General features: G+C 53.2%; 21 protein-coding genes and 1 pseudogene. 9 read left to right on the forward strand and 13 right to left on the reverse strand.

Features of this window, described 5'->3' with window-relative positions; all coding sequences use genetic code 11:
- Positions 1-272: 272 nt before the first annotated feature.
- The 4 genes and pseudogenes from HLAC_RS18355 to HLAC_RS16515 all read left to right on the forward strand — a co-directional run.
- Positions 273-1,094 (forward strand): IS5-like element ISHla2 family transposase, encoded by an 822-nt coding sequence (locus HLAC_RS18355; RefSeq protein ID WP_009488261.1) that lies wholly within the window; start codon positions 273-275, stop codon positions 1,092-1,094.
- 59 nt (positions 1,095-1,153) lie between these two features.
- A complete protein-coding gene (locus HLAC_RS19025; protein WP_154018586.1) occupies positions 1,154-1,327 on the forward strand; it encodes a hypothetical protein in 174 nt (57 codons plus the stop codon).
- A gap of 233 nt (positions 1,328-1,560) precedes the next feature.
- The gene (locus HLAC_RS16510; protein WP_015911568.1) at positions 1,561-2,499 is read left to right on the forward strand and encodes a transposase; all 939 of its coding nucleotides are present in this window, start codon (positions 1,561-1,563) and stop codon (positions 2,497-2,499) included.
- A 143-nt stretch (positions 2,500-2,642) separates the two neighbouring features.
- A pseudogene (locus HLAC_RS16515) lies at positions 2,643-3,566 on the forward strand (site-specific integrase); the annotation flags it as partial.
- A gap of 172 nt (positions 3,567-3,738) precedes the next feature.
- Here the strand turns inward: HLAC_RS16515 and HLAC_RS16520 are convergent.
- From HLAC_RS16520 to HLAC_RS16530, 3 genes are all read right to left on the reverse strand, one after another.
- Positions 3,739-4,152, reverse strand: coding sequence for an adenine nucleotide alpha hydrolase family protein (locus HLAC_RS16520; RefSeq protein ID WP_049933934.1), 414 nt, complete (start codon positions 4,150-4,152; stop codon positions 3,739-3,741).
- 215 nt (positions 4,153-4,367) lie between these two features.
- Positions 4,368-4,829, reverse strand: coding sequence for a hypothetical protein (locus tag HLAC_RS19030; protein WP_141104814.1), 462 nt, complete (start codon positions 4,827-4,829; stop codon positions 4,368-4,370).
- Positions 4,830-5,277: 448 nt separating this feature from the next.
- Positions 5,278-6,528, reverse strand: a complete 1,251-nt coding sequence (locus HLAC_RS16530; RefSeq protein ID WP_169304939.1) for an outer membrane protein assembly factor BamB family protein — start codon at positions 6,526-6,528, stop codon at positions 5,278-5,280.
- A gap of 239 nt (positions 6,529-6,767) precedes the next feature.
- Here HLAC_RS16530 and HLAC_RS16535 point away from each other — a divergent pair, with 239 nt between their 5' ends.
- The 3 genes from HLAC_RS16535 to HLAC_RS16545 all read left to right on the forward strand — a co-directional run bounded on the left by HLAC_RS16535 (position 6,768) and on the right by HLAC_RS16545 (position 9,664).
- Positions 6,768-7,664: a hypothetical protein gene (locus HLAC_RS16535; protein WP_241211169.1), complete on the forward strand. Its 897-nt coding sequence runs from the start codon at positions 6,768-6,770 to the stop codon at positions 7,662-7,664.
- 56 nt (positions 7,665-7,720) lie between these two features.
- A complete protein-coding gene (locus HLAC_RS16540; protein WP_012660130.1) occupies positions 7,721-8,929 on the forward strand; it encodes an outer membrane protein assembly factor BamB family protein in 1,209 nt (402 codons plus the stop codon).
- A 174-nt stretch (positions 8,930-9,103) separates the two neighbouring features.
- Positions 9,104-9,664 (forward strand): TATA-box-binding protein, encoded by a 561-nt coding sequence (locus tag HLAC_RS16545; RefSeq protein WP_012660131.1) that lies wholly within the window; start codon positions 9,104-9,106, stop codon positions 9,662-9,664.
- A 196-nt stretch (positions 9,665-9,860) separates the two neighbouring features.
- On the opposite strand, the gene HLAC_RS16550 is transcribed toward HLAC_RS16545, so the two are convergent.
- From HLAC_RS16550 to HLAC_RS16575, 8 genes are all read right to left on the reverse strand, one after another.
- Entirely contained in the window at positions 9,861-10,790 is a 930-nt protein-coding gene (locus HLAC_RS16550) for an ArdC-like ssDNA-binding domain-containing protein (protein WP_012660132.1), read from the reverse strand.
- Between the two features lie 70 nt (positions 10,791-10,860).
- Entirely contained in the window at positions 10,861-11,862 is a 1,002-nt protein-coding gene (locus HLAC_RS18365; protein WP_012660133.1) for a DUF6610 family protein, read from the reverse strand.
- Positions 11,863-12,010: 148 nt separating this feature from the next.
- Entirely contained in the window at positions 12,011-12,241 is a 231-nt protein-coding gene (locus HLAC_RS19720; protein ID WP_012660134.1) for a DUF8129 domain-containing protein, read from the reverse strand.
- Positions 12,242-12,251: 10 nt separating this feature from the next.
- The gene (locus HLAC_RS16570) at positions 12,252-13,190 is read right to left on the reverse strand and encodes a transposase (RefSeq protein ID WP_015911568.1); all 939 of its coding nucleotides are present in this window, start codon (positions 13,188-13,190) and stop codon (positions 12,252-12,254) included.
- A 167-nt stretch (positions 13,191-13,357) separates the two neighbouring features.
- Positions 13,358-13,645, reverse strand: coding sequence for a DUF7389 domain-containing protein (locus HLAC_RS19725; RefSeq protein ID WP_394296237.1), 288 nt, complete (start codon positions 13,643-13,645; stop codon positions 13,358-13,360).
- A gap of 555 nt (positions 13,646-14,200) precedes the next feature.
- On the reverse strand, positions 14,201-14,674 hold the full coding sequence (locus HLAC_RS19885) for a hypothetical protein (protein ID WP_321163928.1): 474 nt from the start codon (positions 14,672-14,674) through the stop codon (positions 14,201-14,203).
- Positions 14,675-14,790: 116 nt separating this feature from the next.
- Complete coding sequence (locus tag HLAC_RS18385) at positions 14,791-15,720, reverse strand: transcription initiation factor IIB (RefSeq protein WP_012660137.1); 930 nt, start codon at positions 15,718-15,720, stop codon at positions 14,791-14,793.
- Positions 15,721-15,788: 68 nt separating this feature from the next.
- Positions 15,789-16,232: an SWIM zinc finger family protein gene (locus tag HLAC_RS16575; protein WP_241211170.1), complete on the reverse strand. Its 444-nt coding sequence runs from the start codon at positions 16,230-16,232 to the stop codon at positions 15,789-15,791.
- 55 nt (positions 16,233-16,287) lie between these two features.
- Here HLAC_RS16575 and HLAC_RS16580 point away from each other — a divergent pair, with 55 nt between their 5' ends.
- Positions 16,288-16,467 (forward strand): hypothetical protein, encoded by a 180-nt coding sequence (locus HLAC_RS16580; RefSeq protein ID WP_012660139.1) that lies wholly within the window; start codon positions 16,288-16,290, stop codon positions 16,465-16,467.
- Here HLAC_RS16580 and HLAC_RS16585 read toward each other — a convergent pair.
- Both HLAC_RS16585 and HLAC_RS16595 read right to left on the reverse strand, forming a co-directional pair.
- Entirely contained in the window at positions 16,464-17,735 is a 1,272-nt protein-coding gene (locus HLAC_RS16585; RefSeq protein ID WP_012660140.1) for a PD-(D/E)XK nuclease family protein, read from the reverse strand. The genes HLAC_RS16580 and HLAC_RS16585 overlap by 4 nt on opposite strands.
- A gap of 272 nt (positions 17,736-18,007) precedes the next feature.
- Positions 18,008-18,601, reverse strand: a complete 594-nt coding sequence (locus tag HLAC_RS16595) for a hypothetical protein (RefSeq protein WP_012660142.1) — start codon at positions 18,599-18,601, stop codon at positions 18,008-18,010.
- Between the two features lie 133 nt (positions 18,602-18,734).
- On the opposite strand from HLAC_RS16595, the gene HLAC_RS16600 reads away from it, so the two are divergent.
- Positions 18,735-19,247 carry a hypothetical protein gene (locus HLAC_RS16600; protein WP_012660143.1) on the forward strand — a complete coding sequence of 171 codons (513 nt, stop codon included), beginning with the start codon at positions 18,735-18,737 and terminating at the stop codon, positions 19,245-19,247.
- Positions 19,248-19,417 lie beyond the last annotated feature (170 nt).

Below are 19,417 nucleotides of genomic sequence, written 5' to 3' on the forward strand. Positions count from 1 at the left end.
TGTGAGAGTCGGAATATGGTCTTCAAATAGTCTATCAAGAGCAGTCCAAAGGATTTCGGTTGGGATCGACTTGTTGAATTGAGCGCGGTTGTACTCTCTTTTATTCACTCCGGGGTGCTTATATTGAAAATGGACGGGTCCTAGATCGGGATGATCGTCATCACGATGCCAGCCACAATTAAATCCCGTATTTGGATCTGCGTAGTGAATACGATAATATGGCTCTGTTGAAATCCTTGAAGATTTACATGTTTGTCGTGTAATTCCATGAGATGAAGACCCTCCCGAAGTCGCAGATTCTCCGTTTTACTGAGAAGGCGATCCACCTAGCACGCCGAGCAGTCTCTCGATACTCCTCGAAGTTTTCTAAACACCGCTATACACTCCCGCAGCACGTTGTTCTACTGTGTCTCAAAGTTCGGAAGAACACGACCTATCGTGGTCTGCTTGACGAACTGATCGAGATGCCACGCATTCGTCAAGCTCTTGGATTAACTGAACTACCTACGCCATCAACGCTCTGTAAGGCGTTCAATCGGCTTGATATGGCTGTATGGCGTGTTGTATTGACTCTCTCAGCGACGCTACTTCCGACGAGTGGAATCGTTGGAGTTGATGCGTCAGGGTTCGACCGCAGTCACGCCTCAAAACATTACACGAAACGGGCTGAACTCACGATTCAGCAGCTCAAAGTGACGCTGTTGGTAGATACGAAAGTGAACGCAATTCTCGATCTGCACGTGACGACGACACGAAAACACGATAGTCAGATCGCTCCATCGTTGGTCAAACGCAACCCCGAGACCATCGACATTCTGCTCGGTGACAAAGGCTACGACGACCAGAAGATCAGACGACTTGCCCGTCACCACGAGGTTCGGCCACTGATTAAGCATCGTGAGTTCACATCTCTCCACAAGGCATGGAACGCACGCTTAGACGCTGATCTCTACGGACAGAGAAGTCAATCAGAGACGGTCAACTCAACGCTCAAACGAAAGTACGGTGCCTTCGTTCGCTCCCGACAATGGTGGAAACAGTTCCGTGAACTCGTTCTTAGATGTCTTGTCCACAATATCGACCGAGCCCTCTAAGATCAGTACAGAGCAAAGGTCCCACAATCGTTATCTCATCAGGCATTAACCCATTATGTATGTCAAAAGTAATTTGGACACTTGCTGTAGCATATGGTCTCGTTGGACTCGGTCTATTCTACAGTTTAGCAGTAGATTCTAGTGAGCTATTTTTAGCCATGACTACCGTCATCTATGTTCTAATGCTTCCATTAGCATATCTAGTCTATAAAAAACGGGTTGTAAGTGAGTAATCGCTCAAGAAACAGCCAATTCCCACATCTACGTAGCAGCTGTGTCACTGCTAAAAGTGTTAGTTCAATAGGATTTCAACAAAGCCTATGTACCTTAAACTGGCTATTTTGGATTGGTATACTAGAGGGTGTCATAGAAAGCGTCACACACGAAGACGCAGGATGTTGGAACTGTGTCTACGAGCGCCAGCATCCTGCAAGAGGAGACTTCTATCGACGAGTTCTTCAATGTAATGGCGACCGAGACGCTCGCGTTGTTCGAGCATCTTGAGTTCGACTTTCTCGAAGAATTCGATGTGTTCGCCCCCGCTCGCCGGGGGCGAACACGAGATCATCACCCACCAGCACTCTTCCGAGCGTTCCTGCACTGCTACTACAAGAACGTCTACGGCATCCGTCCAGTCACGCGAGAACTCCAGAACACGGTCGTCTGGCTCAGCTGTGGCTTCGATCGACCGCCGTCGAGAGACGCGGTCGATCGCTTCCTCACCGACCTCGAACACGTCGTCGACGAGGTCTTCGACCGCCTCGTCGAGCAGGCCGCCTGCCGCGGCCTGCTCGACTTGACCTACTCCATCGATTCCACCGACGTGAGGACGATGCCCGCCGACCAAGACGCGTCGAAAGGCTACGATCCAACCGCCGAAGAGTACTACCACGGCTACGGCTGTACGATCGTCTCGACCGGGCAAAAGATCCCGATTGCCGCGGAGTTCACCGAGAGCAAGCAAGCGCCAGAGGAGACGGCGATGCGCGTCACGTGTGACGCGCTCGCCGTCGAGAAACCGATCTGGATGCTTGGAGACAGCGCCTACGACACGCTCGGCTGGCACGACCACCTGCTGGCCGCAGGGGTCGTGCCAGTCGCTCCGTACAACGCACGAAACACCGACGATCCGAAAGACATCGAGTACAGGGTCGAAGCCCGCATCGACGAACACAGCGAGGACGTTCAGCTGAAGCAATCGACGCTAGACGAGACGTACAACCGCCGGAGTGGAGTCGAACGAACCAACGACGCCGTCAAGGACTGCGGCCTCGGGCACGTTCGCGCCCGAGGCCGCGTCCACGCACGAGCACAAGTGTTCCTCGCGCTGTGCCTTCGTCTCGTTATTGCGATCACCAACGACGAACGCGGAGACAATCCAGGAAGCACCGTCATCACGCTATGAGAACTATTCTATGACACCCTCGAGTAAAACAATCAAACCCATCGAATAGGTCTAAGACAGTGTAACATCAGCTGAAAATTTGATACAGGAATATACCGGGTGAAGAGAGGCCGTGAACGTTTTGTGTCGTTCGTAACTTGACGTGGTGCGGCTGGTGTGTCAACGAAGGCTATCTTGAAGCACACTACGCCCAGCGGGCCAGTGCGACCGCGCCACTCCCTGATGACGACGGTCGCAAGCCCGGTGACCAGCAGGCTTGGACCTCCGAGCAGCGTCACGCACTTACCCGTCACGTCGACGAACAAGCCCGTAATGCCATCGAGGCACTCACTACACTCTCAGAGGATGTCGACCCACGTGAGAAGCAACAAGCTAGATATACTGCCCTGAGAGCTGCCCGAGACCGAGCCTTGGTGTTCGTCCTAGCATACACCGCCGTTCGGGTCGGGGAACTTCTTCGGGACCCGAACGATCCGCGTCGACGTGGCGTCCGCTGGGAGGAACTTTCGCTCGACGACGGGAGTATGGACGTCTACCGGAAGAAACAGCAGTGGGACGCCGCGAGTCTCCCCGACCCGGTTATTACGCCGCTGCGGAGCTATCGCCAGCTGATGGACCCGCCGACAGAGCGTTGGCCGGTGTTTCCGACGTTCGACCAACGGACACTCGCAGGGCTCGTCCAGGATGAGCTAACTGACCGAGGGGAACGCTCGAAAGCAATTACTGAGTGTCGACAGAAGTACGCTCGCGACCTACTGCTGGCGCTCGATAATGATATTCGGCCACCGTCGATCACGACTGACGGTGCACGGTCGATTCTTCAGCGGCTTTCAGAGGCTGCAAAGATTGATATCGACCATCCGAAACACGACTACCTCGCGCCCCACGGTGGCCGGCGTGGTATGGGTGAGGTCCTCGTTCGCACGTTCGGGTATACAGTCGCTGCCCGGTATCTCGACAATTCAGAGGAGATGGTCCGTGAGCGGTATTCACATATTGAGGCTGGGGAGTTAGGTGATGTTGCTACAGAAGCCCTCAACGAGGTTGATTCTCTGAATCGTAGGTAAAATCGATGAGGGCTATTGGGTAGGTCCAGTTAGCGCCCGAACAATCAGTCAGCCAACGAGCGAGATTGTGGCCGGTCGGCCAACAGAACTGACGATTCGACGTCGTTGAGTACCTTGAAGGCCAGCGAGCCATGGACTAACCGCGAAAGTAGCCCCTCCTGTGCGGCCCCGATCATAACCATCGAGTGGTCCTCGGCATGGCGGGCAATTGCATCCTCGACATCGCCGGAATCATCGACGATCTGGCTTGCATCATCGAGATTATGATCTGCGGCCTACTCAGCGAGGAACGTTTCACCGTCTTCCCGCTCGGTAGGGGGTTGTCTACAAGATAGAGCAGCGACAAATTTGACCTACGATCAGCGTCGATCCGGTCGACATGTTCTGAACCTCCGTGAAGAGGCGTCTGGTCAGGCAATTGGACGATGTGTGTGGCGACCACATTGCCGCCTTTAGCTTTCGCCAGCAGGCTCCCGAGTTTGATCAGGTTCTTCTCGGTCCGGGGGTTCGACAGCGGCAACATCACCCGGTAATCGCTGTTATCCGGCTGGACGGTCGACGCGGCTGAGACGGTCGCATCCGGCATTTCCTCTGAACGGTCTAGGATGTACTGACCAAGATATCCCTGATGGTATGTCTCTCCGAGGGCGTAGATGAAGTACCACGTTATGATCTAGGATGTCATTGCCGACCATGACGCTACACTACGATCACACGAACTCTTAGCGGAGGGTGTCGGTCTCACTGGTCGACGAAAAGGGGTTTAGCGCCACTTTCAGCTAAATAGTCAACACGCACATCTCAGCAGACAATTTCTCCATACGTCATTATGTAGGTGCGATTGTTGTATCTCACATACGTCTCTTCCCTAAACCCAATGACTCCTTCCACTGTACCGTCCGAATACATTTCTTGGCTTGAGACTCTCGCTACCCGTGCATCAGGATCTCGAAACGATTGATCATCAAGACCGTCATCAACTTCGCTATGATTTGTCTCATTTGAGGTATTGATACTAGTACTGACACCTGCCATTTCTGGTTCATAATTTTCTTCGGCTTCTGAAAGTGCTTGAGAAAGATATTTAGAATCAACAAATTGCTCTGATGCTCCATCGAGAACGTCTACACCTTTTGGCACATCACCTGCAACAAATACTTCAATCTCACCGACCCCAGGGCAGCCACCAAGCACCTGAGACAGACATCCACTGAATCCAGTCGAGACCCCAACAGTGAGACCAACGAGAGTTCGTCTCTTCATGAAAATGAATTGATGTCCATGAGTATATATTTTCTCCTAAGATTGGAACTTTGTCGACTACATCCTCAAGGAGAACGGTGCTCGACTCCCGAACTTAGTGAGAACGCCACGAAACTCCTTTAGATGACGAAAACAAACGGTGGTGAAACAGATATCTGTCTGAGTGGCTCAGATGAGAACGTTGCACCACCCCACCAGCGCACAGCAGTCGACGAACTCAGAACCACACTGTCTTTGCTTGAGACCAATACCTCCAGTGATCAAGTAGAGTACGTCCAGTACAATGGTGAGTGGTACCGTATACAGATTGGGGAATGGGTCGTCTGAAAAACACAGATGAGGCATTCGGGTAGATCCTGTAAGTAGAATTCTAAACTGAACTCAAGTGGCGATAGTCACTGTAATTATATCGACAAGGTAGAGACAACCGTGCCTAACCAACAGTGAATTACGACTTTTCCAGTCGATTCAGCGAGCAGATCTCGTTGTCCGTCCCAACGAACACGTACTCCCCTATCGCAGAGACCCGATCAGGGGCGTTGACCGAGTGGCTCCACGTCTGCTCGCCGTCTGGGGTGAACGTTGCGAGCTGTGTCTCGCCCCCTTGAACGAACACGGTGTGATCGGCCTCAGCGCCGTTATTGATGACGGTCAGCGTTTTGATCGGCCCATCGCCGACTGACGCCTGCCAGAGTTCGTCTCCAGTTGTCGCGTCTATTGCACGGAGCGTCTCGCCACCGAGATAGGCGATGTCTCCGTATACAGTTGTCCTCGGAGTCCATTCAAAATCTGGTTGGACAATCGGTTGGATCGGCTCGGAGGTCCAGGATCGCTCGCCGGTTGCAACCTCGAAAGCCTGGAGTTGGTGGGCGTCTCCGTCATCACCGCTTGTAAAGACGAACACACGATCAGACGTGGTCCCGACAATACTCTCGCCTGTTTGTGCAGTAGTAGTGTCGAATTCTGTGCGCCACTGCTCGGCACCGTCCGAACTCGCAGCGATCCGATCACTGGTCATAACGTAACTGATTCCGTCCGAGAGCTGAACTTCCCCTATCACTTGATCGCCGGTTTCGAACTCCCACCGCACGGTTCCCGCAGTCGGATCGAGTCCGAGGACTGTGTAGCCCGTTTCGACAACGACAGTGTCGGTGACGTCGACGATTGTCGGCGACAATCTACTACCCTGTAGGTTGTACTCCCAGCGTAGATCTCCTGAAGCTACATCAAATGCGTACACCCGGCTGTCGGCGACGTAGACTGTGTCGTTGGCTACACGTGGACGCTCGTAACCGACTGCAGTGTTCACGATCCAGCGCTTCGTGCCGTCCATATTGAGAGCAACCACTCCGTTGCCGTCTTGGGGGCCACCCCGGGTGAGGTATATTCCATCGTCAACTGTGACGGCAGTAAAGTGATCAACGTCTCGTTCGGTTTCATAGCTCCATGTAATCGATCCGGTCTCAGCACTCAGGGCGATAGCTTCCCTCGTCTCCGATCTGCGTTCGGTAATATCTCTCCGACCGAGTACTGTATCCCCTACCACACTGTCGACTTCCAGATCTCCTGGAACACACCAATCGTACTTGGTTCGGTATAGGCTAGGAGCGTCTGTGTTGGAATCGTCGTCGGATCCCTGCAACATACCTAGGCATCCAGACAGCAGTGATGATCCGATGACAGTGGCCCCTGCTGCCATTTTCGAAAGTTGTCGCCGTTTCATCATAAACTGTCCCGAGTCATCATACAAGTAAGTACTCAATCACATTGCAGCAAGAACACGGGTTCAACGCCGCGTCGACTGGTCGATATCCCAGCTTCAACGTCGACTCATACTTTAAAAATAAAACCCAACATTTCCAACAGAACAAAATAGCAGTCGCTGCTCGTTTTGGTATGACTCTCACTCGTCGACGTACACTCCAAGCAACTGGGACTGTGGCTCTCACGACTCTCACAGGTTGTCTGAACGATACCAATTTTGGATCTCAAGGCACAACTAAGGAGTATACCCTCGATATTGATCGGATTGAGAGCTCACCTGTCGAGTATGCCCTCTACGAACCAGATAATAGCTCCTTGTTCGGCGGGCCTGCACAAACTGCCCTTGAGAATATTCTCCCAGAGGGACGACACACGACGTATGGCTTTGAACCATTGCCGACCGACGCCTACGTAGAGTACGAGGGATCGTATTATCAGACCAAATACGTCGTCACTGGTCGACAGCAGATAGAGCGACAGATAGTTCGCGTTGAGACCGTCCCACAAGAGCAGGTACCTGATGATTCGATTCTGGTTGAGACGCTAGACCGACCGAGTGCTCGAATCATAAAAATACTGCACTCATATACTGTGAGTGGTGGAGAATCAGGCACTGCAGAGTTGCTTCGAGACGACGGGTATGTGTTACGGTGGCCGAGCGAACGTGAGAGTCGACTCGCAAGCGGTGAATTAAATGAACAAGTCGTGACCATGACCGATAGCGGGGCGTGGGCCTACCGTGTCGACATCACGACGGAGCAACTCACAGAAACCGCTCATACCGCCTTTGCTGTTGAGGTGGCAAGCTCCCAGAGCGACTTCCGCAAGGTTGTCTTCGGCTCTCGGATCGATACGGAACTCTCTCCAGATGCGTTGCCAGCAGAACCACAAGAGATCCTCGAGCAGGCGATTGCCGAAGAGACCTACACAGAAGAGGCTCCAATAACTGAGGCATTTGAGAGGCTGCTTGATCTTCTCGGACTTGGAGCGGTCGACACAGCAGAGAATGGCAAACAACTCTGGTACAACGACGAATTCTACCGGTATGGCCTGTACATCAATACCAACTAAGTGGAGCGATATGACCCTACAGAAGACATTTACCACGTACAACAGTTTCTGAAGCTATGAACAGACGGTCTGTCCTTGGAGTCCTCGCAAGCACCAGCCTCACTGGGATTGCGGGCTGTCTCGGGGACAGCGGAAACGACGGAGCCAAACCCGCCACGACACCGATCATGAACCGTGAGGTTCCGATTGGTGGCGATATTGGCGGTGTGATTCCGCAATTTCAGGGCTCTCCCGAACATACAGGAAATCTCGATGCAACAGGGCCGACGGATGGAGTGACGACATACTGGCGTCGGACACCCCATCGATACGACCACTCCCAACCGGTCGTTGTTGATGACCGGGTGTATGTCTCCTTCGGGGGAAAACTCGTCCAACTTGACCGTGCGACAGGGCAGCGCCAATGGATCACTGATGTCGGCCACGACGGTTCTTCGACACCAGCAGTGTACGACGGGACGGTTTACGTCACAGTTTGGAACGGCGGGGAGAACGAAGACCGGGGACTGGCGGCAGTCGACGCCGACAGCGGTGATATCACATGGCGAGCCCTCACAGATGCCGACATAAACAGCTCACCAGCTGTGACCGAAGACGGTGTCTTGGTTGGTGGGGGCCTCGGGACCACATCTGTGGCGGCGTTCGATCACGACGGTACTGAGCGATGGCGTCACACCCTTGGTGAGTACGCTTCGACGCCAGCGGTGACCGGTGAGACAGTCGTCTACGGAGCGGGAACCCCTCAGGTCGTCAGCTACGACGCCGTTTCGGGCGAACGACTCTGGCAGTTCGATACCGATGGTGAGACGACAGCGGCACCTACTATTGCGGACAATCGTGTTGTGGTCGGTACGCAGGCCGGAACGCTGTACTCGCTGGACCTACAGGATGGATCTAAAGACTGGAGTATTGACCTCCCGGGCTCTGTCCGTCGGTCAGTCGCTATGGCTGAAAATCGCATTATCGTGCCGACCGGTGAGGGACTTATCGCGGTCGACACTGCGGGAAACAGAGACTGGACTGTCGACACGAGTACAAGGGCTACTGAACCGGTAATTGCTGGAGATGGTGTGTATTTCGGCGATAGACGGATATTGCGGGCACTTTCTCTGACTGATGGCACAGAGTGGTGGTCCTTTGAGACCCGTAATCGATCTTTCAGTGACTTCGGTCTCGGAGGCATCCAGAGAGCGCCAGCGATCACTAATGGCATCGTGATCGTTGCCACCCAGGCTGGTGATGTGTATGCGCTGGGCGAAAAATAATCTCGAATATACAAAGCATATCGACAGACTCCTTAATCACGACTAAATTAGTGTCCTCCTCCAGATCAAGGTACGCTAACTTCCTAAGAGTGAGAATCCAATTAATCCAACCGAGGTCGACTGATTTTGTCCTCCCTTTATAATACCATATCCGTAACTAGGTTACATTAATTTATGACCGCACCTACAGAGACAATTGAAATTCAGAACGTTGTTGCATCAACTGGAATCGATCAGGAACTTGATCTCGAAACACTTGTCGACGATATTCCCGGTGCCGAATTCAACCCAGACAACTTTCCTGGACTCGTTGATCGGACACAAGATCCAAAAGCTGCAGCACTGATTTTTCGCTCCGGGAAAATCGTCTGTACCGGCGCTGCAAGTGTTGATGATGTCCACGAGGCCCTCGAGATAATTTTTGAGAAGCTTCGTGAGTTAGGTATCCCAGTCACTGACTCTCCAGAGATCACCGTCCAAAACATTGTTTCGAGTGCAGACCTCGGTTATGATCTTAATTTGAATGCACTCGCGATCGGGCTTGGGTTGGAGGATGTTGAGTATGAACCCGAACAGTTTCCTGGACTCGTCTACCGAATGGAAGATCCAGGGGTCGTAATCCTCCTCTTTGGGAGCGGTAAAATCGTAATTACGGGTGGTAAATTTGCTGAGGATGCGACTGCTGCTGTAGAGAATATTGTTGAGAAAATCGATGATCTCGGTCTACTGGGCTAAGTTTCAGGGCTAGCCGTAGCAGCTGATTCGCTCTAGTACGTTTGCGAATAGCGGGATCGACATTTAGTGACAATTCAAATTGGCTTAGATGGGTTATTTTTAGAAATGCCGACTAGCGGTACATTTGATGGCTGCAGTTGACGTACAATATATTCTAACGAACTGAAGCAGGATACCTAATTGAGTATATGTAGTTCTATATTTTTGAAACTGCCTCGATGATCTTCTGAGCAGTCGAACTAATCCGACCGAGACGGTCCTGGATCACCTCCGAATCCTCGTTTTCCCACGCCGCTAAGTAGAACGCAGACCCACTCGTATCCAAGTCAAAAAATCGACCGACGATGTACGCAACGGCCTCGGCTTCGACCTCACGTTTTGCCCGCTCGGGTTCACTGTCGACACCGAAGTGCAACAGTGCATGGGCATACTCATGAATCAACGTCACGGCGAGATCGGCCTGATTCGCACGAGCTTTTGCTTCAATAACGGGGTGAAACGAATGGATACATCGGTACTTGCAGACACCCATCGCCTCTCCGTACTCCCACTCCTCTCCCTCAACAATGCGAACGGTCACACCGAGGTCTTCAGCCACCCCCGTGAGCTTCACCACGAGATCACCAGCACTCCCAGTGGCCGCAGTCTCCAACTCGGGAAGGAGCTCACCCTCCGTCTGAGAGACATCGAAGACGGTTGTAGGTCTGAACCCCACTAGCCCTTTCGACCACTCTCTTGGAGGTGTCTCGTCGTACTCACAGTCGACTTGGTCGTGATAGCTGGGTGCATTCTTGCACTTGGGACAGCGCTTGGCGATGATCGGAGCCCAGATCCAGATTGCCTGCTCGCCCTTCTGGACATGCCGGTCGAAGTCGGTTCGCCAGGTATGGTAGCCTGCAACCCTTGTTGCCTCGGGACACTGGAGCTTGATGAGCAGGGTATTTCGATGCGAGTAGTCATGGAAGCGACTCTGGACATCGAGCCACTCCTGAAACTCTTTGCTTTCCTGTGCATCATCGACGTGGTCGACGAGCTCATCAACCCATTGTTCGATCGTACTGTGCATCTCATCGTGTCGGGTATCGCTCTCCTCGAAGGAAACCGATGTCTCACTCGTTGTAGCCATGATTTTCACACGACGAGTTCTGCTTCTTCAGAACGCGCCGCACCCCTTGGGGCGCGAAAAAATACTGCGGTTAGGCTGGTGGGAAGTAGACGCTCTGTTCGCCAGCTAGCTCTTCGAGCTGGTTCCGATGTCGGTGTGTAAAGTAACAGTCGTAGCTGCAGTACCCACAGAGGTCTCCGGTATCGTACTCAGCCACATAGGGTCCACGTTCGGTCGACCAAACGTTCATACTGCACTCAGAACACGCTGGGCTCTCTATATCGCTCGGTGAGGGCCCACGATACGCGTACTCGACACCGACATCCTGGAGGGTCGACTCGGGCCAGACGCCGTGTGCTTGCCAGAACTCTCGAACCTGCCCGAGGCTATAGCGTACGATCTTCCGAACCGTCACGTGATCGGAATCACGACCACTGTCGTCCCAGCCACGATCGGTCCAGAATTCACCAAATTGAGCCCCTCGATGCAAGCCATTCCAGTCAAGGCCGACAATATCTGCAGGAGGATCACCCGTCAGCGTTGGACAGGTGAGCTGCTGGATCACCTTGAGTTGTTTCAATGGACTCCCTCCGAGAATATGGACACGTCGACCACGCCAATCAGTCGGCTCCGAAAACTCGTGAGCTAGCTTGTCAGCGTATCCCCGTGAGTATCCCACGATGAGGTCCTCTGGTACTGCATGAATGGCTGCACGGCACTTCGGGACGATCACCAACTCTGATTCTGGATAGCTTGCTTGGATATCGCGAGCAGCAGCTACGTATTCCTCGACCTCGTCGACGCTGTAGGCATCACCGATCACGCCGACCTGTGGTTCGTACCGAAAAAACCGCTCCACGTATCGAGTGAGATCGGGATTCCGGAAGTCGTTGTCAAGCATTCCAACTGGCAACTCCAAATCCGTGTATTGGTTTTGCTGGTAAGTACAGTCTTCTCGAAAGCCGGTGAGAAAACCGAGGTTGAAGGCATCTAACGCGAAGGGAACGCGGTGGAGAAATGCGACGTAGTCGGTCTCTCGAGCTGCTACAATCTCGCTGGCTTTGCTACTGGTCGAACGTGCTGATAATGCCATTTTGAATCATTGCGAGAACTCGCTCCCCGCACACCTCTCGGGGAGAAAAAAATCGTTATCAGTAGCAGTCTTAACCAACAAAATTCGTCGTTACGGCTGAGTGTTGGTTAACATCGCGTGGGCCCAGAATGAGTCAGTGAGTGCTCTTCTATTCGACTTCGGCCCGGATCTCGTCAGCTCGTCGCTTGAGACGATGGAGAATCAGAACCCGGCGTTGGTTCGCATTTTCATAGGCGACACACGCCCGCAGCGTCTCCATATCCTTGATCGTCGCAATGCCTGCGTCGACGAGCCGAGTGTTCGACGATTCGAGACGCTGTTGTGGGGTGAGGCCACTCGATTCTGTGGACTGATCTGCTGAATTACTCGAGGGTGTCATAGAATAGTTCTCATAGCGTGATGACGGTGCTTCCTGGATTGTCTCCGCGTTCGTCGTTGGTGATCGCAATAACGAGACGAAGGCACAGCGCGAGGAACACTTGTGCTCGTGCGTGGACGCGGCCTCGGGCGCGAACGTGCCCGAGGCCGCAGTCCTTGACGGCGTCGTTGGTTCGTTCGACTCCACTCCGGCGGTTGTACGTCTCGTCTAGCGTCGATTGCTTCAGCTGAACGTCCTCGCTGTGTTCGTCGATGCGGGCTTCGACCCTGTACTCGATGTCTTTCGGATCGTCGGTGTTTCGTGCGTTGTACGGAGCGACTGGCACGACCCCTGCGGCCAGCAGGTGGTCGTGCCAGCCGAGCGTGTCGTAGGCGCTGTCTCCAAGCATCCAGATCGGTTTCTCGACGGCGAGCGCGTCACACGTGACGCGCATCGCCGTCTCCTCTGGCGCTTGCTTGCTCTCGGTGAACTCCGCGGCAATCGGGATCTTTTGCCCGGTCGAGACGATCGTACAGCCGTAGCCGTGGTAGTACTCTTCGGCGGTTGGATCGTAGCCTTTCGACGCGTCTTGGTCGGCGGGCATCGTCCTCACGTCGGTGGAATCGATGGAGTAGGTCAAGTCGAGCAGGCCGCGGCAGGCGGCCTGCTCGACGAGGCGGTCGAAGACCTCGTCGACGACGTGTTCGAGGTCGGTGAGGAAGCGATCGACCGCGTCTCTCGACGGCGGTCGATCGAAGCCACAGCTGAGCCAGACGACCGTGTTCTGGAGTTCTCGCGTGACTGGACGGATGCCGTAGACGTTCTTGTAGTAGCAGTGCAGGAACGCTCGGAAGAGTGCTGGTGGGTGATGATCTCGTGTTCGCCCCCGGCGAGCGGGGGCGAACACATCGAATTCTTCGAGAAAGTCGAACTCAAGATGCTCGAACAACGCGAGCGTCTCGGTCGCCATTACATTGAAGAACTCGTCGATAGAAGTCTCCTCTTGCAGGATGCTGGCGCTCGTAGACACAGTTCCAACATCCTGCGTCTTCGTGTGTGACGCTTTCTATGACACCCTCTTACTCAATTAAATCGCCTCTACCCTTGGTGAGGCGATGAAAAAATCAGGTCGACTCGCTACTTGGGTACCTCTGCTGGTTGGATCTGGCGTGTCGACTCAGCAAGGTCGTCAATATATGCTCGAAGAGTCTCCATGTCGGTTCGAGCCTCCTCCAAGGTTTTCGCTTTCACCTTCGCTGTTATTTTGTCTTGATCCCGTGTCCCCGTCCCACGAGTGAGTTGCACAGTGAGTGAGACACCGACGTCGCTCCGCTCGACGTGCTCTATTTGGTCTGGCTGGGATTGGGTCGTCGACGATTTTGTGGAATCAGTTTCCGAGTGTTGCGAGTTGGACATACAATTTATACAAGGCTCTCTGATCGGCCTCGCACCCCTCAGAGGGTAATAAAACTCGCAGGCGGCTCGGTAAGTCTCTCAGTGGTTGTTCTACTATCTTAACCAACAACGTTGAGAAGAGACGGCTATTGTAGGTTAAGATTGGGCCAGTCGAGTGTTCTATTCTGGCTGTGGTCCGTAGCGAGGTTTACCACATACTCGACACTCCCAGATCGGTTGGCCACTCCAGTCCTCAGAGGGTAGGGACTCGATCTCGTTGAAGAGGTGTTCAGTCACTCGATCACACTCCCAGCACTCCATACGGTGTTTCGTTGGGACACTCGGTTGGTGGCTCTCTGCGTGAGTGTCGTCGACAGAGTCCTGAAGGGCAATTGCGGGGACTAACCAAAGATCGTCTGGATCCTCTAGCTTACTCGTGAGCTGGCTTGTCTCGGTGATCGCATATCCAGCCTCATCGTACAGAAACGTCCCATGTCGGTCCTCACGAGGCGACTGTGGTTCATTTGTCCACATGGTCCGATCACGAGCAGCAGCGAGCAACTGTTGGCCCTGTTTAGACGTGATTCATACTGCCTCGGGAAGTGAGGGCCAGCGGTCAGCTATCTGTACCGCAGGTGCTTCATCGAGATCGTAGATCATTTCGCAATCGTCGACTGCGGGGTCTTTGTCAGGCTTGGAAAGCAGCGTTGCTGCTGCAGATCCCTTTGCCACCGCAGCATAGAACGTTGAGGCCTCGACGAGCAGATGGACCACGTGGAGGAGTGTCGACTCTTCTGTTGAGCGGTTCTGCTCGTCATCAGATCCATCGAGGTGATAGGTGAGACAGAATTCGCACTTCGTTTGCGTAGCGGGGGTCGAGGTTCCACAAGAAGCACATTCACACTCGGTTGGAGCGATCTCGTCTGGGTATCCTGGAGGGTATTCGGTAGTAGAATCGTCGACCTCATTGTCGACACGCTCTGCCAGTTCAGCATCAGGAGTCGACGTCGATTCGCCAAGCGGTCGGAGCTCCTCAAAATCAGATTGATGATCCTTCATACGTAGTCTGACAGTGGTTGGTCCGTCTTCGCGTATATACTTGAGACTCAAACCCATTCATTGTAGCCGAATACATCGCATAGAAGTGAATCAGTTTCGCACTCTCAGAAACTCGTTCAGAGAGGTAGTCCTTCAATCGTATCTCGATGTGCTCGGACAGTTGTTGGCGTCACATTTGCAGCATCGGCGGCTGACCGTTGTGTGAGCGGATGTCCGTATTCCTGACTAGCACAGTAGAGACACGCTGCTGCGAACCCAGAAGGACGGACACCCACAGTCTTGTCGACTGTCTCCGAGTGTTCTGCCAACCGCTGGGCTCGATGTCGAACCTGATCCGAAACGCCGAGTTCGGATGCAAGCCGTGGGACGAACCCACTTGGCCGAATGGGTTGGGTGGGCAGTCCGAGTTCCTGGTTCAGTACTTTGTACGCGTTCATCACTCGCTGCTGATTCACTCGGGCCAACGCCGCGATCTCGTCGATTGTTCGTCCGAGCCCGTTGCACCGGCAAGCACTATACACACTTCCTGCGGCTATCGCTTCGATTGACCGACCGCGAAGGAGATCCTCGTTTTGAGCACTTCGGAAGAGCTGACAGGCTTGGTTACGGATCGACTCAGCGAGATCAAGGACACTCGTGATTCGACGGACCTCACCGAGCCCGTGTGCAAGGTTCCGTTCTGATTTCGACCCGAATCGGCCACGGCTGTGCTCCCGGCGCATCCTGGAGAGTCGACTGCGCTTCGATCCAGCGAGCTGGTTACCGTTTCCATCTCTCCATCGGCCAATCTCGGTCGACAAGCCGTTGTCGTGACGCGCCACTGTACGCGGTGGCCCCACTCGACTTTGTGAGTCTGTCTTCTCGTTGTAGCTCCGCCAGTCTGGGCCGTGGTCAATCCGCTGTTCATCGATAATGAGGCCACAGTCCTCGCAGGCCGTTTCAATGCTGTTTGTGCGTATCTGACCACCGCATTCAACACAGGTAGCAGATTGATCACTCGATACATCCTCATCGAACGTTTGTCCGTAGATTTCTCTGGTAGCCATCCTAAACACGCGAAGTGCTTTCTGCACACCCCGCACACCTCAGGGGGTGAAAAAATACGCGGGGCGGTCTACTCAGGAAGTTCGCGTCGACCAGTCTTCACACAGTCCCAACACGGAAAGTCGTCGTTGAGGTACTGGCAGTCGCACTCCTGGAGTTCAGTGTCGTCTTCTGGTTCGAGTGGTGCCTTCTTGGTAGTCACCCCGCCGTCTGCGACCAACTGCATCTGGGTAGCCACATCCAGGATGGTTGGTCGGATCGCGATTGCTGTTCGGTGCTTGCACGGGCCTTCAAATCGCTTGTCTGCAGGGCATTCGCAGGTCGTTGGTATCCCGTCGACGATGGTGACACGGTATTCGTGATCCGCAGGGTTGAGATGGCTCTCATTACGAATGAGGACATCACCGTCGTACAGCGAGAACGCGAAGGCTTCGTACTGGGCTCGTTTGAGGACGCGATTCGTTGGACTGAGTCTCTCAAGTGCGGTTTGAGTCATTTGGGATGGGACACTCATGATGAGTGTCCGCACCCCTTGGGGCACGAAAAAATTCTCTGGCGGTAGATAAATCGTGGTCGACGATCCGTGCTGGGAGACCCACACGCCCACACACGGGACACTCCAACAGGTCTGGTCCCGAGAGGTCCTCAACCAGTGTGATCGCTGTCTCGATATGCTCACGCGTAGCAGCGTCGACGGCACTGGTTGCGGCGACGGACAACCGATCACGCAGTTCGTCGACGGGTCCTAGTGGGTGCTATTCTGATGTTCTTGCACGATTCCGTCGATATATGGCTCAACGATTGCACGGAGACCATTGAGTTCTTGGATAGTACGACGAATTGAGTCCGCTGGATGTTCCGTATCGAACGGAACTGATTTTGCGAGATACGCGTAGCTACCATCAACGACTTCCCAGTCGGCGTCTTCTAATGCTTCCCAGTCTTCCTGACCTAGTTTCTCGCTGAACTCTTCTCTTATTTGCTGATTTCCTGAATTTTCGATATCGAGGCGGAGCCGAATTTCTGGATGATCGCGGTTGAGATGGACATGGGGTTCATATTCGATTCGGACATTACCCGCCACGTTCTCCCAGTTTATTTTGGCGAAGTTGATGTACGTCTTCGGTCGATTGTTTACTGTCCAGTCTTTTTTGGGGCCGTCTAGTGCATCGAGAAAAGCCGTCTGAAGGTGATTGAAAATCTTGGCTTTATCGTTTTTGTAGGCCTTAACGAGTCGATCAATCGTATCGGAGTATTCGGTGTACAGTTTCGTCTCTTCTGAGATGGTGGTGAAATCGTCCATATTGAGTGTCTGTCTTATTGTGTCGAGGTAATCAGCGAGCTGGGCGTGACTTTTCGATGGATATTGGCCATGACTTGTCGTCAGTACATCTTCGAGATAGGGGACGATGTGCTCCCATGATACATCGACGAATGTCTCAGATGTCGATGCACCTGCACTTCGGGGGGCGAGGTAAACGTACTCACTCGTCCCATCGTGTCGGCTCACGTTGAGGTCGCCCAGCTTTGAGGCCTGGGCATATCGTTTTGTTTGAGTTCTCGTTTCAGCTGCAGCGACTTTCAACTCGATAACGACGTACCAGGCATCTTTGCTCCACAAGAAGATATCAAAAGGCCCCTTGCCGGTAGGAACCTGCGATTGAACCTTGACCTCTCCGAGCTTGGACTGTTGAAGTGGAAGCACAGTCTCCTCGTGTTCAGCAAGTGCTTGTAGGAATACTCTAAGAACATCTGTTCCGAATCCATGAGGGTTTTCGGGGTCAAGAAAATAGACAAGCAGGTTCTCCCAGTATCGTTCGCGTTTGGCTTCCCCAAGAATGTCTAATGTGGTTGCTGGTGGTCGGTTAACATCAGCCAGTCGCTCCTCAATTTCTTGCAGGTGGGCCTCTATTGTGGTCTCAGGCACAGTGTTGTCGAATACTGTAACATACAAAGTACTGGGGCTGTAGGCAGAGAACGACTGAATCGCTTTGCCATCTATTTCTGAGGGGTTCACAGAGCCTGCAAATCGTCGTCTGGATATCGTGCAGTCGACTCAGGTGACCCACGCCGGCAATCGTGGTCGAGATTCCGCTCTGGCAGCCCCGTGCACCCATACACTAGACACTCCAGCAATTCGGGCCCAGAGAGTTCATTGATCAAAGCAATCGCTTGGTCGACCTGCTGTCGCCCTTCCTTATCAACGACCTGCCTCAAGACACTCGCCAGACAGTCACGGAGTTTGTCGACGGATGTCATCGGGGATTCCGTTGAAAATAGAGTGATTGGTTACTCTGCAACGTGTCGGTACACTCGCCGAATGGTTGGCCAGCCTGCATCCTCATTCTCCACGAGTAGAGATGTCTGGAGGCCAATGTAGAATACTACCCCCATGAGTGCGAACGCAAGGAGTGCCATTAGATCCCAGTTCAACGTAACCTCGAATATGCCATCAGTGACTGCAAGTCCACTCAGCCACTCAAGAACATAGAGACTGGCGAATGTGACGGCGTACAACATTGCGAACGTCGACAAACGGTTGATTCGAACGATAGTCTGAGCCAGCGAATCGTTACTATCAGATCCGGCGGGCTCGATATCATTTGGGACTGGCCACCGGGATCGTGGATCGTTGAGCCAGTAGATTTTGGTCTGCTTTCCGGCTTCTGCGCTCAACAAGATGCCTCGGTCGACGAGTGAATTTAATCGGTTTCGAGTCGCCTCACCGCTAAGTCCAGTCACCTCTGCGACGGCCGATTTAGAGAGGAACGGTTTTTTCGCCTGTACGAAACACTTCAGGAATGCCTGATCGGGAACTTCGACGTCTTTCATGTCGACTAAGAGATCTTGTTCTATGAACTCGGGGAGTTCTGTATCGGTCATATGTCATTCTTCACCAGAACTGATATAATATTAAATATCTCTTTGAGTGGTCGGCTGCCAACCCTGGCTTGGCGGTTCCCAACCGGCCACTGAGCGACGGGTATAGTTGTTAAAACGGTGATGTAGGGTGTATATGAAACTCACCGAAATTCACCAGCGAATCGAAGCGAGCACCCACAAACCATGGCAGATATATTTCCTCACCGTAGCCGTTGGCTCCGGGCTTGGGCTCTACCTCGACAGTACAATCGTAACCTCGGCGTTTCGATTGATCGAGGGAATATTTTCAGGATGGAGCTGGATCGTGATGCTCGGAATCCAGGGTGTGCTGATTGGGTTTGTAGCCGAAATACTCTACGAGCAGGGCGACGGGTATGCCAAGTCTGGGAGCTACCGGTTTGGATCGAAAGATCGGATTCTCGTGTTCCGGATCGGTGTGATGACCGTGGTTTCGGGACTTATTACGAAAGTTGTGCCTGTTGTTGTGGAAAGCATGACTGAGTTCCTGGTCGTCCAGACTACAGGCGCGGTGATTGCCTTGGGAATTCTGTTAGTCCATACCGGATCACGGGATTGGAATTCCGGTACTGAGTGGCCGGCAATTGTCGCAGGGGTTATATTGGCGGTTGTGCCGAGTGTATTTTGAGGATTAAATCTCACAAGAGTAATCCACTGCAGCCAGAACTGCTATTATTAGACCTGCTCCCGAGTGATCGGGTGCAATAGACCTTCTCACTACAAACTAATTAAACATAGCTCACACATCTGTCTTGGCGCTATTTGCTCAAAGCTTTATCACCGCATCCAGTGTAATTT

Source organism: Halorubrum lacusprofundi ATCC 49239, from assembly GCF_000022205.1.
Taxonomy (GTDB): Archaea; Halobacteriota; Halobacteria; order Halobacteriales; family Haloferacaceae; genus Halorubrum; species Halorubrum lacusprofundi.

What these genes read in the sequence shown, in the direction of transcription:
- HLAC_RS18355 (WP_009488261.1), top strand. Translation starts at nt 273, where the DNA reads ATGAAGACCCTCCCGAAGTCGCAGATTCTCCGTTTTACTGAGAAGGCG.
- HLAC_RS19025 (WP_154018586.1), top strand. Translation starts at nt 1,154, where the DNA reads ATGTCAAAAGTAATTTGGACACTTGCTGTAGCATATGGTCTCGTTGGA.
- HLAC_RS16510 (WP_015911568.1), top strand. Translation starts at nt 1,561, where the DNA reads ATGGCGACCGAGACGCTCGCGTTGTTCGAGCATCTTGAGTTCGACTTT.
- HLAC_RS16520 (WP_049933934.1), bottom strand. Translation starts at nt 4,152, where the DNA reads ATGCCGGATGCGACCGTCTCAGCCGCGTCGACCGTCCAGCCGGATAAC.
- HLAC_RS19030 (WP_141104814.1), bottom strand. Translation starts at nt 4,829, where the DNA reads ATGAAGAGACGAACTCTCGTTGGTCTCACTGTTGGGGTCTCGACTGGA.
- HLAC_RS16530 (WP_169304939.1), bottom strand. Translation starts at nt 6,528, where the DNA reads ATGGCAGCAGGGGCCACTGTCATCGGATCATCACTGCTGTCTGGATGC.
- HLAC_RS16540 (WP_012660130.1), top strand. Translation starts at nt 7,721, where the DNA reads ATGAACAGACGGTCTGTCCTTGGAGTCCTCGCAAGCACCAGCCTCACT.
- HLAC_RS16545 (WP_012660131.1), top strand. Translation starts at nt 9,104, where the DNA reads ATGACCGCACCTACAGAGACAATTGAAATTCAGAACGTTGTTGCATCA.
- HLAC_RS16550 (WP_012660132.1), bottom strand. Translation starts at nt 10,790, where the DNA reads ATGGCTACAACGAGTGAGACATCGGTTTCCTTCGAGGAGAGCGATACC.
- HLAC_RS18365 (WP_012660133.1), bottom strand. Translation starts at nt 11,862, where the DNA reads ATGGCATTATCAGCACGTTCGACCAGTAGCAAAGCCAGCGAGATTGTA.
- HLAC_RS19720 (WP_012660134.1), bottom strand. Translation starts at nt 12,241, where the DNA reads ATGACACCCTCGAGTAATTCAGCAGATCAGTCCACAGAATCGAGTGGC.
- HLAC_RS16570 (WP_015911568.1), bottom strand. Translation starts at nt 13,190, where the DNA reads ATGGCGACCGAGACGCTCGCGTTGTTCGAGCATCTTGAGTTCGACTTT.
- HLAC_RS19885 (WP_321163928.1), bottom strand. Translation starts at nt 14,674, where the DNA reads ATGAAGGATCATCAATCTGATTTTGAGGAGCTCCGACCGCTTGGCGAA.
- HLAC_RS18385 (WP_012660137.1), bottom strand. Translation starts at nt 15,720, where the DNA reads ATGGCTACCAGAGAAATCTACGGACAAACGTTCGATGAGGATGTATCG.
- HLAC_RS16575 (WP_241211170.1), bottom strand. Translation starts at nt 16,232, where the DNA reads ATGAGTGTCCCATCCCAAATGACTCAAACCGCACTTGAGAGACTCAGT.
- HLAC_RS16595 (WP_012660142.1), bottom strand. Translation starts at nt 18,601, where the DNA reads ATGACCGATACAGAACTCCCCGAGTTCATAGAACAAGATCTCTTAGTC.
- HLAC_RS16600 (WP_012660143.1), top strand. Translation starts at nt 18,735, where the DNA reads ATGAAACTCACCGAAATTCACCAGCGAATCGAAGCGAGCACCCACAAA.